General features: G+C 42.2%; 13 protein-coding genes. 5 read left to right on the top strand and 8 right to left on the bottom strand.

All coding sequences use genetic code 11. The annotated features are described in order from the left end of the window. Window positions 1-58: 58 nt before the first annotated feature. The 5 genes from ACVX3R_RS01845 to ACVX3R_RS01825 all read right to left on the bottom strand — a co-directional run bounded on the left by ACVX3R_RS01845 (window position 59) and on the right by ACVX3R_RS01825 (window position 4,669). Window positions 59-646: a TlpA family protein disulfide reductase gene (locus ACVX3R_RS01845; RefSeq protein ID WP_458795257.1), complete on the bottom strand. Its 588-nt coding sequence runs from the start codon at window positions 644-646 to the stop codon at window positions 59-61. A gap of 343 nt (window positions 647-989) precedes the next feature. Further along, a complete protein-coding gene (glnA, locus tag ACVX3R_RS01840) occupies window positions 990-2,336 on the bottom strand; it encodes a type I glutamate--ammonia ligase (RefSeq protein ID WP_001122896.1) in 1,347 nt (448 codons plus the stop codon). A 36-nt stretch (window positions 2,337-2,372) separates the two neighbouring features. After that, entirely contained in the window at window positions 2,373-2,729 is a 357-nt protein-coding gene (glnR, locus tag ACVX3R_RS01835) for a transcriptional repressor GlnR (RefSeq protein WP_000659550.1), read from the bottom strand. A 76-nt stretch (window positions 2,730-2,805) separates the two neighbouring features. After that, entirely contained in the window at window positions 2,806-3,333 is a 528-nt protein-coding gene (locus tag ACVX3R_RS01830; protein ID WP_458795256.1) for an FUSC family protein, read from the bottom strand. 136 nt (window positions 3,334-3,469) lie between these two features. Further along, on the bottom strand, window positions 3,470-4,669 hold the full coding sequence (locus ACVX3R_RS01825) for a phosphoglycerate kinase (RefSeq protein ID WP_458795255.1): 1,200 nt from the start codon (window positions 4,667-4,669) through the stop codon (window positions 3,470-3,472). A 144-nt stretch (window positions 4,670-4,813) separates the two neighbouring features. Here ACVX3R_RS01825 and ACVX3R_RS01820 point away from each other — a divergent pair, with 144 nt between their 5' ends. After that, window positions 4,814-5,521: a hypothetical protein gene (locus ACVX3R_RS01820; protein WP_458795254.1), complete on the top strand. Its 708-nt coding sequence runs from the start codon at window positions 4,814-4,816 to the stop codon at window positions 5,519-5,521. A 110-nt stretch (window positions 5,522-5,631) separates the two neighbouring features. Here ACVX3R_RS01820 and ACVX3R_RS01815 read toward each other — a convergent pair whose 3' ends face one another. Then, window positions 5,632-10,413 (bottom strand): endo-beta-N-acetylglucosaminidase, encoded by a 4,782-nt coding sequence (locus ACVX3R_RS01815; RefSeq protein ID WP_458795253.1) that lies wholly within the window; start codon window positions 10,411-10,413, stop codon window positions 5,632-5,634. Window positions 10,414-10,745: 332 nt separating this feature from the next. On the opposite strand from ACVX3R_RS01815, the gene ACVX3R_RS01810 reads away from it, so the two are divergent. Next, the gene (locus ACVX3R_RS01810) at window positions 10,746-12,377 is read left to right on the top strand and encodes a Na/Pi cotransporter family protein (RefSeq protein WP_458795252.1); all 1,632 of its coding nucleotides are present in this window, start codon (window positions 10,746-10,748) and stop codon (window positions 12,375-12,377) included. 94 nt (window positions 12,378-12,471) lie between these two features. Here the strand turns inward: ACVX3R_RS01810 and ACVX3R_RS01805 are convergent, their stop codons facing one another. After that, the gene (locus tag ACVX3R_RS01805; protein ID WP_000840148.1) at window positions 12,472-12,768 is read right to left on the bottom strand and encodes a bacteriocin immunity protein; all 297 of its coding nucleotides are present in this window, start codon (window positions 12,766-12,768) and stop codon (window positions 12,472-12,474) included. Window positions 12,769-12,788: 20 nt separating this feature from the next. Continuing rightward, entirely contained in the window at window positions 12,789-13,853 is a 1,065-nt protein-coding gene (gene pepA, locus ACVX3R_RS01800; protein WP_458795251.1) for a glutamyl aminopeptidase, read from the bottom strand. Window positions 13,854-14,086: 233 nt separating this feature from the next. Between pepA and ACVX3R_RS01795 the strand changes: the two genes are divergently transcribed. Genes ACVX3R_RS01795 through ACVX3R_RS01785 form a run of 3 tightly spaced genes read left to right on the top strand, consistent with a single transcriptional unit; the run spans window position 14,087 to window position 16,741 of the window. Continuing rightward, a complete protein-coding gene (locus ACVX3R_RS01795) occupies window positions 14,087-15,046 on the top strand; it encodes an ABC transporter permease (protein ID WP_458795250.1) in 960 nt (319 codons plus the stop codon). Further along, window positions 15,036-15,992, top strand: a complete 957-nt coding sequence (locus tag ACVX3R_RS01790) for an iron chelate uptake ABC transporter family permease subunit (protein WP_458795249.1) — start codon at window positions 15,036-15,038, stop codon at window positions 15,990-15,992. Before ACVX3R_RS01795 ends, ACVX3R_RS01790 begins: the two co-directional genes overlap by 11 nt. Continuing rightward, complete coding sequence (locus tag ACVX3R_RS01785; RefSeq protein ID WP_458795248.1) at window positions 15,989-16,741, top strand: iron ABC transporter ATP-binding protein; 753 nt, start codon at window positions 15,989-15,991, stop codon at window positions 16,739-16,741. Before ACVX3R_RS01790 ends, ACVX3R_RS01785 begins: the two co-directional genes overlap by 4 nt. The last annotated feature ends 54 nt before the right edge of the window (window positions 16,742-16,795 follow it).

The raw sequence follows: 16,795 nt of genomic DNA, 5'->3' as shown, positions 1-16,795 counted from the left end.
AAGCAGGACAAAAAATACTAGAAAGCAGTTTCTGTCTTGATTTAATCTCACATCAATATTATTCCAACAATTCCTTTAATTCTTTCTCCAAGGCATCTTCAGGAGTATGTTTGATAAGTACATTCTTGATTTGACCTTGTTTGTCTACAAAATACATACTCGGAATCGTTTGTACTTGAAGCGCATCCGCTGCAGACTGATCCATATCGTAGTAGTAAGGGAAGGTATACTCACCTTGAGTAATATAGCGATTAGCAGTCTCTGTAGTTTCCTTCTCTGGCTCAATCAAATTTATCAATACAAAATACACCTGGTCTCCATATTTTTCATACATTTTTTGGATAATTGGCAGTTGATTTCGACAATCAGGACACCAACTAGCCCATTCTACTATTAAAAGAGGTCTGTCAGAAAAACTAGAAATCAAAAGTTCTCTACCATCAGGTGAAGTTATCTTAAAATCCGGTAGTTGTTGAGAATTTAATTCCAGTGCTCTATTTTCTAGATTACTCGTTGACGATGTTTGAGATTGGTTGGCATCTCCCTGTCCTATTTTACCATGGTTGGTATAGTAAAAAATACCAAGCACCATAAGAAGGAAACTTCCTACCACCAAAATTAGAAGCCATCGCTTATCTTTTTTCATTTTTTATCTTTTTTAGTTATTCTATATTTTAGAACTGAGTAGTTTAAAGATAGAAGCAGGACAAGAACTTGAACTGCCTATTTTTTACCGACCCTAACTAGGAAACATTTTACCATTTGATAGATAAAATTTCAATTAGGTTCTTGGCAGTAAGCCTATTTGTGATAGCAAAGATTGATTAGACAGTACTTTAAATTCCGACTACCTCGTATTTTTAATTACATCAAACTAGGACACCTTCCCTATTATACTTTATTCAAATACCTATCCAATATAGAATATAAATTTTTCTTCTTTGATAAGCAAAAAAAGATTGCCCAATCAGACAATCTTTTTTATGTTCTTAATACAAATCAAGATAATTATCAACTTCCCATTGTGACACAAACGTCGCATAGCTAGCCCACTCGATACGTTTCGCTTCAAGGAAGCTAGTGTAGATGTGATCTCCTAGGGCAGCCTTGACCACTTCATCCTCTGTCAAAGCTTTCAAAGCATTGTGAAGCGTTGATGGAAGGTCGGTAATACCAGCTTCTTTACGCTCTTCAGCTGTCATGATATAGATATTTTCTTCGATAGGAGCTGGTGCTTCGATTTTATTTTCAATACCATGCAAACCAACTTCCAAAAGAACCGCCATAGCGATGTATGGGTTTGCCATTGGGTCCACTGAACGCAACTCAAGACGAGTTCCCATACCACGTGAAGCTGGTACGCGCACAAGTGGCGAACGGTTACGACCAGCCCAAGCAATGTAAACAGGTGCTTCATAACCTGGAACCAAACGTTTGTATGAGTTAACTGTTGGGTTCATGATGGCAGTATAGTTGTAGGCATGCTTGATCAAACCACCAAGGAAATGGTAGGCCGTTTCAGACAACTGCATTCCTTTTGGATCATTTGGATCAAAGAAGGCATTGTTTCCTTCTGCATCAAACAAGGACATATTACAGTGCATACCTGATCCAGCGATACCAAATTTTGGTTTTGCCATAAAGGTTGCGTAAAGACCATGTTTACGAGCAATCGTTTTAACAACGAGTTTAAAGATTTGAATCTTGTCACAGGCACGGAGGACTTCATCATACTTGAAGTCAATTTCGTGCTGTCCAACCGCAACCTCGTGGTGACTTGCTTCTACTTCAAATCCCATTTTAGTCAAGACATTAACGATTTCACGACGTGTATTGTCCGCAAGGTCTGTAGGTGCCAAATCGAAGTAGCCACCCTTGTCATTTACTTCAAGAGTCGGATCCCCATTTTCATCCAGCTTAAATAGGAAGAATTCTGGTTCTGGACCAAGGTTGAAGGATTTGAATCCTACTTCCTCCATATGACGAAGAGCACGTTTCAAATTGCCACGAGGGTCACCTGCAAATGGCTTACCTTCTGTTGTATAGACATCACAGATCAAACCTGCAACACTTCCGTTTTCATCTCCCCAAGGGAAGACTGTCCATGTATCCAAGTCTGGGTACAAGTACATATCTGACTCATTGATACGTACAAAACCTTCAATAGAAGATCCATCAAACATAGCCTTGTTTGATAAGACTTTATCTAACTGTTCATCTGTAGCAGGAATTTCGACGTTTTTCATCGTTCCCAAAATATCTGAGAACATGAGACGAATAAAGGTAACATTTTTTTCCTTGACTTCACGACGAATATCTGCAGCTGTGATTGGCATGGTTTTTCTCCTTAATATATGACTACTTGCGATTGCCTAACCGCGACCAAAAGGTGAATGTGCTGAAGCAAAGCGTCCCTGCTGGAGGAGTTCATTATGAAGTGCGCGACGCACCTCCGTCTGACTCACCACTTTCTTGGACTTCGCCTCACGTTCAGCATATTTTTTCTTAATGGCAGCGATATTGTAGCCTTCAGAGATATAATCTTTGATTTCAAGCAGACGATCCATATCATTCAACGAATACATGCGACGGTTTCCTTCGTTTCGATCAGGTTTAATCAACTCTTGATCTTCATAATAACGAATCTGACGCGCCGAGAGATCGGTCAACTTCATAACACTGCCGATAGGAAAAACAGCCATATTTCGGCGAAATTCTTTTTCCTTCATTTACATTTTCCTTCTTTCTGTCTATTATAGTCTAAAAAAAGACAAACGTCAATTAATAATGTCATAAAATGTAACATTATTTTTCTTTTTTCTCTAAAAAGAGATGAATACGATCAATATCATAATTTACGAGAATTGCGACAAAAACTCCCATGAAAGTTTCCGATACGCGCGCAAACACGTACAAAATTGTTTCACCGCTCGGTATTGATAGGGTAATGATTAACATAGCTGCTACACCACCAATAACCCCCGATTTATTATTCATGGCCACATTTGTCATAATGGTTAACATAGTGCAGATTGGAACAACCACCAAGGTTACCCAAAAGGCTTCATGAAATAGGGTATTTAAGAGAAAAAAGATAAGGGCGTAGAAGCCACCGATACTATTTCCTAGAATACGTGAAGTTCCAAAATGGACGCTCTTATCAAAACTCTCCCTCAGACTAAAAACCGCTGTCAGAGCACCGATTTGAAGACCTTTCCAGCCAAAAAAGCCGAAAATCAAAAGAACTAGAAAAACGGCAATTCCCGTTTTAAAAGTCCGCATACCAAGTTTGAACTGTGACTTATCGAATTTATATTTGTTAAAATAACTCATAATCTCAACTTTCTACTACCATTTTAACATAAATCAGTTGATTTTATGAGTAAAAATCAATAGGAAGCGTTTTTAATTTAGGCTATAAAAAAGAGGAAACAGAGTTCCTCTTTTCTATCATTTCATTTAAGAAAACTTATTTTTCTGTAAGTGCAGCTAATCCTGGCAATACTTTACCTTCGAGGAGTTCCATTGAGGCACCACCACCAGTAGAGATCCATGAGAACTTGTCTGCACGACCAAGGTTGATTGCTGCGGCAGCTGAGTCACCACCACCGATGATTGATTTCACGCCTGGTTGTTTCACGATAGCGTCCATGACACCGATTGTACCAGCTTGGAAGTCAGGGTTTTCAAATACACCCATTGGTCCGTTCCATACAACTGTCTTCGCACCAGTCAATTCTTGATCGAATTTAGCGATAGATTTTGGACCGATATCCAAACCAAGGAAACCTGGGTCTACTGCTTCACCTTCAGTGTCTTTCACTTCAGTGTAGTCAGCAAATGCGTTTGCTTCTTTTGAGTCAACTGGCAAGATCAATTTACCGTTTGCTTTTTCAAGAAGAGCTTTCGCAACATCCAATTTGTCTTCTTCTACAAGTGAGTTACCGATTTCGATACCTTGAGCTTTGTAGAATGTGTAAGTCATCCCACCACCGATAAGGACTTTATCAGCTTTTTCAAGCAAGTTTTCGATAACACCGATCTTGTCTGATACTTTTGAACCACCAAGGATGGCTACGAATGGGCGTTCTGGAGTTTCAACAGCTTCTTGGATGTAAGCAATTTCATTTTCAAGAAGGAATCCAGCAACAGCTTTTTCAACGTTTGCTGAGATACCAACGTTAGATGCATGAGCACGGTGAGCTGTACCGAATGCATCATTTACGAAGATACCATCTCCAAGTGATGCCCAGTATTTACCAAGTTCAGGATCGTTTTTAGATTCTTTCTTGCCATCAACATCTTCAAAACGAGTGTTTTCAACCAAGAGAACTTGTCCATCTTCAAGAGCGTTGATTGCTGCTTCCAATTCAGCACCACGTGTAACACCTGGGATAAATTTAACTTCTTGTCCCAATTTAGCAGCCAAGTCAGCAGCTACAGGAGCAAGTGATTTACCAGCTTTGTCTGCTTCTTCTTTTACACGTCCGAGGTGAGAGAAGAAGATTGCACGTCCACCTTGTTCAAGGATGTACTTGATAGTTGGAAGAGCTGCAGTGATACGGTTGTCGTTGGTAATCACGCCATCTTTAACAGGTACGTTGAAGTCAACACGAACGAGAACTTTTTTCCCTTTCAAGTCAACGTCTTTAACAGTCAATTTTGCCATTAGATATGACTCCTTCTTTTTTTATACGTGTTAATTATATCACAAAATCAGCAAAAGAGATAGCAAAACCCTAAACTTTTCCGGTTCTTTATTGCCCTTTATTTTTTATTATTTTATAATAAGAAATAAAGTAAGGAGCTCTAAATGATGAAAAATACTCTGACAGTTAAGCAAAAAGAAGCCGATCAAGACCTCAATATTATTGCCATTTTGACAATTCTTTCGTTTATAGGATATATCCTTTTCCAAAAACAAATACTTGATTTCTCTCACCAAACAGAGTTTCCCATCTGGATTCGTCTTCTTTTTCTCGCAACTCTTCAGTTTTGTGTTGCTGGATTGGGGACGAGCGTGGTAATGATTCGAAGAAAAGAAAGCTGGAAACAATATGGTTTGCTAGCTAAACACTTCCTCCCAACCCTCATTCAGACGGCTATTATCTGTCTCCCCTTACTTCTTTTTCTCATCAGTAGAGGACAGCTTCATTCCTATCTCCCTTTTCAATCCATCCTCATTGCCAAAGAAATTCTCACAAGTCCTTTCCCTACAAATGTCTTGGGCATTCTCTTCACTGCTCTTGTTTGGGGATTCTGGGAAGGTTTTAATTATGTTGTCATTGCAAACAAAATCAACTGTCGCTTTCCATCACATCATACTTGGCTTGATTACGGAGCCCTAACTTGTGCTCTGATCTGTCTGATGATTCATGGGATGATTAGCTTTCATCTCCATGCCATTTTAGAGGCCTTGTCTGTTTTTATCTTGATTTATGGTATGCTCGTTATTCAAAAGAGAACAGGCAACGCTTGGGGGTGTATTTTTATCTTCCTATTTATTTGGAATGCATTTTAACCCCCCAAAAACAAGATTTTCACTTCTTAAACTCAAAAAAGATTTGATTCTAGTTAGAATCAAATCTTTTTTTATTTTTCCCTCAAACGAATCAAGAAATCTTGAGTCGTTTAATCTTCTTTTTTCTTCCAAGCTACAAGTCCATAACCACTTAAAACTCCAAGAAGTCCAAATGCTACTAGATTTGCATCTACTTCAGTACCTGTATTTGGAAGTTGTTTGCTTGCTGCTTCAACTTTGACAGGCACTTCTGCAGTTGGAGCATTTGTACTTGGTGTAGCTGGAAGTCCCTTTTGCTCTTTAGAGAGGGGATCAGCATGAGGTTTATCTAGACTTGGCGCCACTTCTTTCGTTCCAACTTCAACAATTTCTGGAAGGGCTTCCTTGAGAACCTCAATAGAATGAAGGGTGCGTTTGCCCTGAGCATCAACTTCTACAAAGCGACGAACTTGGCCTTCAACTCCTGCTTGAACTAGCTGCCGTTGGCCTTTGAGAAGGGCTGCATTTGGTCGTTCCTGACGTTCGAAGGAAACTGTCCCCTCTTCAATTTCCAGTTTCGGAATTTCTAAAACTAGATCTTTCACACCTTCAGCTGGTTGGTTGCTTGATAGAACTTTTGTACCAACTTCGGTGATTTCTGGGATTGCTTCCTTGACTACCTCAGTCGAACGAAGAGTGCGTTTGCCTTGGGCATTTACTTCTACTAAATGACGAATTTGCCCTTCCGCTCCTGCTTGCACAACACGGCGTTGTCCTTTGAGAAATTCGGAATTTGGTCGCTCCTGACGTTCATAGGCTGTTGTTTCAATTTCAATAACTAGTTCAGGGAGGGCCTCAACTGTCGGAGCTACTTCATTTGGATCCATGCTACCAACATGGTGGCTTTCTTCTGCAGGAGCTAGTTTCTTATTTAGCTTTTCTTTCATGTCCGCAAATGCTTGAGGAGTTGATGTTTGTGAAGATAATAAAGCTTCTGCTTGGGCAATCAACTCAGCTTGAGAATCTTTTTCACGAACTTTTGTCAACAAGCCTTCCAATTCTTCTCTAGCAGTCTGATAACGTTGATTTCCATCCAGGTCTGCTCCTGCTTGTTTCAACTCATTCAAAGCCTGGTTGACTTCTTCTTGGCTAGCATTGTGGTTTTCTGCTACTGCTTTCGCTGCATTGAGCTTCTCTACTAGCGCTGCTTGTTTGTCCTCGCTTGAGAAGGTGTAGGCAAGAGTTGACTGACGGCCTTGGGCAGCAGTGATTTCTTGTTTGAGGTACTCATCGTTGACAGCTGCTTTTGGAGAAACCAAGACATCAAACTCAGCGGTGTGCCCCTTGTAATGCAAGGTCAAGGTTTGTCGTCCAGTCTTTTGAGCATCGTAACCTGTAATTTCAACACCTTGATCTGTGAAGGCATGACTTTCTTCTGTCTCATCATCATAGAGAACGCCGAAGCGACCTTCTGCAAGATCCAGTTGCTCTCCTACTAGATAGTCTGTTTTCGGTTTCTGAGTAATGTACAGACCTGCTACTTCCTTTGGTTTTCCTTCATCTTGACCAGTCACTTGTACCTTCAAGTCACCAGTAACTGGAAGTCCAAGGTAGCTGACTGTGAGCTTTTGTTCCCCTTTTTGATGAGCGTCGTAACCAGATACTGTCACACCTGAGTGAGTAAGGTTGATCAGCTCATCGGCTTGCCCCCCTTCGTATTGAACACGGAGGGTTCCGCCTCTGAGGTCAAGTTTTTCTCCCTCTTTATAAACTGTCTTCTTAGGCCCTTTTTCAAGACTAACTGCAGCAATTTTCCTCTCATCCTGTGGAATCGCTACTGCCAAGATGTTGCTGATTTCTTTGCCAGGTAGTTGGGTACGATAGTAGAGGAGAGTTGGCTGCTTGTCAAAAGCCAATGGTGCTGTTGCCAAGTCGCCTCCAGTTTCAGACTTCAAGGTTGCAATCGGTGTTTGTGAATCTGCCTTGTCGTAAACGGTGATAGTTGCACCCGCTGGAACATCAGAGAAACCAAGTTGAACTTGATGGTTTCCAAGTGAACGGGCAGCTACCTTAGCCATTGGAATATTTTGACTTTCTGTATCCAAGGTTTCGTACATCTTCCAGTTATAGATACGAATGGCTTTCCAAGGTGTCCCATTATCTGAAGTGATAACTTTTAGGCGCCAGTCTTGGGCAGTGATTGGTTTGTCAAGAGTGATATCCGTCACGTGTGCTTTGTTGCCACGGACTTCCTTAGCTAACTTCCATTCACCATCCGCATCTTTATAATAAAGGTCAAAGTCTTTGGTGTTCATCAAACCGTCGTTTACGGATTCTCCACCAGCTCCCGCATGATCCATGACCCATCTAACAACGGTACGTGACTTGGTCAAGCGAATATCCACACTACCGCTCAACTGAGCTGAATACCACTTATCTGACAAGCTAGTAATGGTACCGTTCAACATACCTTCGATACCTTCGCCGCCTTCAGTATTCGGGAAAGTGCTACCAATAACCGTTGCCCCTGGAACAATATTTTCAGCCAAAGGTCTTGGGAGAGTTGTATCCTGAACAGTCATGCCCCAGTTGAAGGATGCCTTCGCCGCTTCAGAACGGAGGCCATTTTTACCAACTGCAACGACTTTCAGTTCCTGAGTCGTACCAGTCGCATTAGCAGAACGGCTAACTTTTGGCAAGTAGATGGTTGAAGCAGATGATCCTGTCAATAAGCGCCAGTTATCCCCATCTTTTTCGTAGACTTCATAGAAATCTGCATCTTGGTTACCAGCAAATTGGACCACTGCTTCAGCTTCTTGGGCATTTTTAAGAGATTGTTTCACCACAGATAGCCCCGTCGGCGCTTGTGGTGCTTGGTGATTGTCCGAAATTGTTAATTGTCCTAGGTTGAACTGATAATCTTTTACAGCCCCTTCATGTTCGAAGAAGAGTTTGACTGCATAGATGGTTTTACCTGCTAGTGAGCTAAGGTCAAATTCTTCATTCTTCCAGTTATCAGAAAGTGTTAGCTCTTTCCATGCAGCTGCATCCTCAAATTTGTAGTCTGGAGTCGTAGAGAAGGCCATATAAACTTTAGAGCCTTTTCCTCCCTTGTGGGCAACACGAAGTTTGGTTTTCTCAGTTACTTCTAGTTTGGTAGAATACAAATTCACATCCTGATCCGTCTTACCAGCTACATCACCTGAGAATTTAAGGGAGTTCCCACCATTGTAGGCATCTGTAAAGTCGTATTCTGCACGAAGTTTTTCCCCCGTCGAAGTCTGCCACCAGCGCCATGTTGGCAAAACACCTGAAACCGAACGGTAGTTCCACTCAGAATCCTTAGAAACTTTACCGTCTACAAACCATTTTCTACCATGACCTGTATTAAAAGAGGTGGTGAAGGTACGTCCTACTGCTGGTGTGCGGTCAGCAACTAAATTGGCAATTCCATACCACTCTTTATCTGCTGGTTTTTGAGCCGTTGGATCTCCTTGGTAACCTGTAAAGAAGATGTCTTCATTCTTGTGGTAGTCTTCGCCTGTTTTTCCTAGACTGGTAATCGTATCTGGTGCAAAGAGTCCAAGTGACAAACGCAACTTGCCTTTTTCATCTAAGAGGGCATCCCATTTGACTTTGGCCTTATAAGAACCACCTTGTTGCAATTCCAAGCCTGCAAAGACATCATATTGACTACGTTCTAGCCATTTTGCCATCTCTACAGAGTAGTCATTCTTTTCCTTGTTCCAGTTGAAGTTGGCGAAGAATTGATCTGCAGGAACCTTGTCACCTTCTTTTTGCATGAACTGGTAGTTGTATTCACCAAGGCCATCTTCGTGGTAACGACCATATTTGTAGGTCATGGCATCGTACCAAGCATACTTGATTGGATGGTTGACTTTGGCTGCGTATTCCTTTGTATAGAGCATGAATTGGCGCATTTTTTCACCAAGAGGTTCTACCAATTCACCCGTTGTTTCTTGGTTGATGAAATAGCCATCAAATCCGTAATACTTAGCAAGATCGACAAGTTTTCGTGCGATCGGGAAGGTACCATCTGCATCTTGTTTCAAAGCAGCGGCAAATTTCTCTTGGTCAGCAATGCTGTTTGACCAGTTGAAAAAGAGGGTTCCATAAACGGGAACTCCGTTGCGGTGCCCTGCATCAATGACATCGGGAGTTGGAACTAGACCTTCCCAGAAGACCATTGAATCCAAGTATTGCCAGTAGTCAAAAGCGTAGGCCTTGAATTCTTCTCCACCAACTGAAGCATGGTCTTTGGCCTTTGAGTTGGTGTTTGCTAGTGCTTGAACCTTGCCTCTTCTGCTTGCTTTTTCATTGACCAACTGGCCTCTGTGGCGCTTAGCGAGTTCAACAGAAGAACGGTTGATAGGATCATCCTCACGCGCACCCGGTTCCCATTTCAACAAATCCTCCCAAGTATCAAATTTGATTTCTTTTGGTCGGAGACTCTTTGCTTCATTTTTAGGAACATCTGCTAGAGTTGGTTTGTCGGCTTTCTTCTCAGCCACTTGAGGAGCTTCCTCTGGTTTGACTTCTTCTTTTTCAGTTGGTTGAGCAGGTTTTTCAGTTTTATCTGTCGGAGTTGGCTTTGCTTCTTCTTTTTCATTAACCAAATCCGTTATTGCCGGAGTGTTTTCTGAAATTGGTTGCTCAGCTACTTTATTCTCTGTTTCCGATAATTGTTTTTCGATAGCTGCAGTATCTGGATTAGTTGTCTCATTAGTGCTTGTAGCTTGAGCGCTCGTGTTTGCGGCTGTTTCAGGGACAGCGACCTGTTCGGCAAGAGCTGGACTCGCAAATAGAGCTGAACCAATCATCAAGGAACAAGCCCCAATCGACAGCTTACGAATACTGTAACGGCAACGTTTTTCAAAAAATAGATTTTTCATCTTATCCTCCTAATAAAATATAAAGTAAGCGCTTTGCTTTTTGATAAGAAGTAACTGTTCTCAGTGTACGACACCAGAACAGGATCATCTTCATTTTATCCTATATGAAAGCGATGTCAATCTATTTAACATAAAAACTATAACTAGGATAAAAATCAGTAAAATTTGGACACAATCCTATAAATCATCTATCTTAAAGGGAATCTATCTCTCATTTTAAAAGAAAGTTCTTGTTTCTTATGAAAATTTCAGCTAAACACTTGTGAGATTTACTTTTATCCTTTAAAATAGAATAGGAGAAATTCCGTTATTATTTTTCGGAGGAAAAAGAAATGTCCATTAATTGGCAGGAAATTTTATTTCACTTTTTAGGAGGTCTAGGACTGTTTTTATATAGTATTAAGACCATGGGAGACGGTTTGCAACAAGCTGCTGGAGATCGCCTTCGTTTTTACATTGACAAGTACACTAGCAATCCCTTTTTAGGTGTTCTAGTCGGGATTGTCGTAACTGCTCTCATTCAGTCAAGCACAGGGGTTACAGTTATCACGGTTGGACTGGTCAGCGCTAGTCTTCTAACTCTTAGACAGGCTATCGGAATTATCATGGGAGCCAATATTGGAACCACTGTTACTTCCTTTATCATCGGTTTCAAACTAGGCGAGTATGCTTTACCCTTGATTTTCCTTGGAACCATGTTCCTCTTCTTTACAAAAAACAGAACAGCAAACAATATCGGGCGCATCCTGTTTGGTGTCGGGGGGATCTTCTACGCTCTCAACCTCATCAGTGCTGGTATGAGTCCGCTTAAAGATTTACCACAATTCAAGGAATATATGGTAACCTTAGGACAAAATCCTGTGTTGGGAGTTTTTGCTGGCGCGGTGATTACTGTCCTCATTCAGGCATCTTCTGCAACTATCGGGATTCTACAAGGTCTCTATGCAGGTGGTTTCCTTGACCTTAAAGGTTCGCTACCAGTTCTCTTCGGAGATAATATCGGGACAACCTTAACCGTTATCATTGCCGCAGCTGGAGCTAACATCTCCGCTAAACGTGTTGCGGCAACTCACGTTACCTTTAACGTTTTAGGAACCATCCTTTGCTTAATCTTGTTAGGCCCCTTCACTGCTATGATTGAGTATTTCCAAGCTTTACTTCATCTCTCACCTGAGATGACCATCGCCTTCTCTCACGGAGCCTTTAACGTAAGCAATACCATTGTACAATTTCCATTCATCGGAGCCTTGGCCTACTTTGTCACCAAGATCATCCCTGGTGAAGACGAAGTTGTTAAGTACGAGCCTCTTTATCTCGACGAACAGCTTATCCAGCAATCTCCTTCTATTGCCCTAGGAAATGCCAAAAAAGAACTCTTGCACTTGGGGAACTATGCAGCCAAAGCTTTTGACCTTTCTTATAGCTATATCATCGGTTTGGATGAAAAGGTAGCTGAAAAAGGGCACAAGACAGAGGAAGCCATCAACACCATCGATGAAAAACTCACTCGTTACCTCATCAGACTCTCAAGCGAATCCTTGAGTCAAAAGGAAAGCGAAGTCTTGACCAACATTCTGGATTCATCTCGTGATTTGGAACGAATTGGGGACCACGCAGAAGGCTTGCTCAACCTAACAGACTATCTCCAACGTAAGAATGTTCATTTTTCTGAAGCAGCTTTGCAGGAATTAGCTGAGATTTATCAAGCAACGACTGCATTTATCAAAGACGCCCTTGATAGTGTGGAAAACAATGATATTGAAAAAGCTCAAAGGCTGATTGAACGTCATAAAGAAATCAACAATATGGAACGCGTTCTCAGAAAGACCCACATCAAACGCCTTAACAAGGGCGAGTGTTCTACACAAGCTGGGGTCAACTTTATCGATATCATTTCCCACTATACTCGTGTATCTGACCACGCTATGAATCTAGCTGAAAAAGTCATCGCTGAACAAATCTAATAAACAAAAAGCTATCCTGAATGGGATGGCTTTTTTCGTCTCCTCATCAAGAATGGCTTTTCTGACATAAAAAATGCTTTGATTCACAGTGTAATCAAAGCATCTTAAAGAGTTCACCAAACATGATAGCAGAAACTGCAGTACCTCTGTACTTGGCTTCTTCTCTTTTGATAAAGCGAGCCAAGTTGATCAATTCAGGTGCTGGGTGTTTGGGATTGGTGAGCAATTCACGGGTGACCAGTCCTGAGAGACGGACTGCTAGTAATTGCTCATTTGTAGTAGGCAGTTTTTTAGCAGTCTCTAGGAGAGCAGCAACTAAATCTTCACTCAAGCCCTGACGGGCATGATTATAGAGATCTCTTATAAGGCTTTCTAGGTTTGGTTCTGCCATCCTGACCACCTCCCTTATGTTTAATAATGTTTAATCAAATCAACCGTTGAACGATCCAATTTTTTCACCAAGGCTTGCAAGAAAGCTTGAGCTTCTAGGAAGTCATCCATCGCGTAGAGAGTTTGGTGAGAATGGATATAACGAGCGCAGACACCGATAGTTGTAGATGGGACACCACCATTTTTCAGATGAGCTGCTCCAGCGTCTGTTCCACCTTTTCCACAGTAGTATTGGTACTTGATGCCAGCTTCTTCAGCTGTTGTCAAAAGGAAATCCTTCATACCTGGGAGAAGCAAGTGACCTGGATCGTAGAAGCGAATCAAGGTTCCGTCCCCAATCTTGCCTTGGCCACCGTAAACATCACCAGCAGGTGAACAGTCAACTGCTAGGAAAACTTCTGGATCAAACTTAGTTGTAGAGGTATGAGCGCCACGGAGACCAACTTCTTCTTGGACATTGGCACCAAGATAGAGTTCATTTCCGAGCTTTTGGCCTGACAGAGCTTCTGCAAGCTCGCTTACCATGAGGACACCATAGCGGTTATCCCAAGCTTTTGAGATGATATTTTTTTCATTGGCCGTCAAGATAGCAGAACTATCTGGGACAATGGTGTCACCTGGACGGATGCCAAAACTTTCTGCCTCAGCCTTGTCCGCAAACCCACCATCAAAAACGATATCGGCAATGGCTGGCATGGTTGGTCCACCCTTTCCACGAGTCAAATGTGGAGGAACAGAACCTGAGATCACAGGAATTTCACGACCGTCACGCGTAAAAAGTTTAAAGCGTTGACTGCTGACCACCATAGGGTTCCAGCCACCGATTTCAACCACACGGAAGGTTCCATCTGGCTTAATCTCGCTGACCATAAAACCAACTTCATCCATGTGAGAAGCGACTAAGACGCGTGGTGCATCGGCTGCTTCTGAATGTTTGATACCAAAAATACCGCCCAAGCCATCTGTCACTACTTCATCCACGTGCGGTGTCAACTTTTCACGAAGATAAGTCCGGACAGGTGCTTCATGACCTGAGATCGCAGCAAGCTCTGTTACTTCTTTGATTTTTGAAAATAATGTTGTCATATCAGTTCCTTCTTTCTGTCCTCCATTTTACCACTTTTTATAGGAGAAGGATAGTGGGAAGGTAGATTGGTTTTTACTCATTTTTCCAATAAAAGAGAGGGGCAGATGTAATTTCAGGAATTTTTCTTTCTTTTTACATTAAATTGTCAGAAAATTTATTGACAGATTAGAGAATTCGTGTTACATTATCTCCAAGGGTATTTTTATACCTAATCTACATGAAAGGACGGGGCATGAAACTCTCTCATATTTTAACAGGCTTACTTCTACTCCTGGTCTTTCTCTCCATTAGTATTGGAACCAGTGATTTTTCTTGGGAAAAATTCTTTACTTTTGACCAACAGACCTGGCTTCTCTTTCAAGAGTCGCGTCTTCCAAGAACCATCAGTATTCTCCTTGCAGCTTCCAGTATGAGCATGGCAGGACTCCTCATGCAGACCATTACTCAAAATCAATTTGCTGCTCCGAGTACAGTCGGAACGACAGAAGCCGCCAAACTGGGAATGGTGTTGAGCCTCTTTGTCTTTCCATCTGCGAGTCTGACCCAAAAGATGCTCTTTGCTTTTGTCTCATCCATCTTATTTACCCTCTTCTTCCTGGCCTTTATGACTATTTTTTCTATAAAGGAAAGGTGGATGTTGCCCTTGATCGGGATCATCTATAGTGGGATTATCGGTTCTATCACAGAAGTTATCGCCTATCGTTTCAATCTGGTTCAGAGTATGACGGCTTGGACCCAGGGCTCCTTCTCCATGATTCAGACCCATCAGTATGAGTGGCTCTTCTTAGGCCTCATCATCCTGATAGCCGTTTGGAAATTATCCCAAACCTTCACCATCATGAATCTGGGCAAGGAAACCAGCGAAAGTTTGGGTATTTCTTACTCCCTACTTGAAAAACTGGCCCTCTTTCTAGTGGCGCTAACGACAAGTGTCACCATGATTACCGTGGGTGCCTTGCCTTTTCTCGGGGTTATCGTTCCCAATCTGGTTCGCAAGCGCTATGGAGACAATCTGAGTCAAACCAAACTCATGGTCGCACTGGTCGGAGCCAATCTGGTTCTGGCCTGCGACATCCTCTCTAGAGTCTTGATTCGGCCCTATGAGCTGTCTGTCAGTCTCCTACTAGGAATCATCGGTAGCCTCGTCTTTATCCTACTTCTATGGAGAGGGGGACGAAAAGATGCAGCTTAAAAGCAAACATGTGAAACTCTTCTGCCTTCTCATTATTCTGGCCATCGGAGCTTGTCTCCTCTACTTTTGGCCCATCACCCAGCTGTCTGCCTTTGCCTGGAAGCTGCGTTCCCAAAAAATCATCGTTTATCTTTTGGTAGCTATCGCGACAGGGATTTCGACTATTAGTTTTCAAACCCTGACGGAAAATCACTTTCTGACGCCAAGTATTTTGGGAATCGAATCCTTCTATGTCTTGCTACAAACCCTGCTACTGATATTTGAAAGTAAATTTCTTCAGCTTGGAAAGTCCCCTATCTTAGAATTTCTAGTCTTGCTTCTGCTTCAATCCCTCTTCTTTCTCGCCTTACAAGGCTACTTGAAGACGCTGATGAAGCAAGATCTGGTCTTCATTCTGCTAATCTGTCTAGCCCTCGGAAGTCTCTTTCGAAATATCAGTACCTTCCTCCAAGTCCTGATGGATCCAAATGAATACGATAAACTGCAGAACAGTCTCTTTGCCTCCTTTCAGCATCTCAACACTCCCATCCTAGCCATCGGTTCTCTGATCATCCTCGCTTTGACAATCTTTTTCTTTCGAAAAGCAGTTGTTCTAGATGTCTTGCACCTGCAAAGAGAAACAGCTCAGATACTGGGGCTCGATGTTGAAAAAGAACAAAAAGAACTCCTCTGGGGCATCGTGCTTTTGACCTCAACAGCCACTGCCTTGGTAGGACCTATGGCCTTCTTCGGCTTTATGTTGGCCAATCTTACCTACCTAATCGTCAAAGATTATCGGCACAAGTTGCTCTTTATCGTAGCCATTCTGATTGGATTTATTAGTTTGACCTTGGGGCAAGCCCTCATCGAACGAGTCTTTGCACTGGAAATTCGCATCAGTATGATCATTGAGAGTGTGGGTGGCTTCTTATTCTTTATCTTACTTTACAGGAGGGCGCGTCAATGAAACTGGAAAACATTGACAAATCCATTCAAAAACAGGATATTTTGCAAGACATTTCCCTTGAAGTCAGTCCTCAGAAACTGACAGCCTTTATTGGTCCAAACGGCGCCGGGAAATCGACTCTTCTTTCCATCATGAGCAGACTGACCAAGAAAGATCAGGGAATCCTCAGTATCAAAGGCCGTGAAATCGAGAGCTGGAATTCGCAAGAACTGGCTCGAGAGCTTACCATCCTAAAGCAGAAAATCAATTACCAAGCCAAATTGACTGTTGAAGAATTGGTCAGTTTTGGACGTTTTCCCTACAGTCGAGGTAGACTGAGGGCGAAAGACTGGGAAAAAATCCGAGAAACTCTGGACTATCTGGAACTGACCAACTTAAAAGACCGCTACATCGATAGCCTGTCTGGTGGACAGCTCCAACGTGTTTTTATCGCGATGGTACTGGCCCAGGATACAGACTTTATCTTGCTAGACGAACCGCTTAACAATCTCGATATCAAGCAAAGCGTCAGCATGATGCAGATTCTTCGACGACTGGTGGAGGAACTTGGCAAAACCATTATCATCGTCCTCCACGATATCAACATAGCCAGTCAGTATGCGGATGAAATTGTCGCCTTCAAAGACGGCCAAGTTTTCTGCAAGGGAACAACTGCTCAAATCATGCAGGCTGACCTGCTCAGCCAACTTTATGAGATTCCCATCACTCTGGCTGATATCAATGGCAAAAAGATCTGTATCTATAGCTAGACAAGCAGAAATCATGTTAGAGAAACCTCTGTCTCTTGGTCAATAAGTCCCAGA

The sequence above is a fragment of the Streptococcus sp. 517s genome (assembly GCF_054445985.1).
This window is presented reverse-complemented; position numbering and strand designations above follow the sequence as displayed.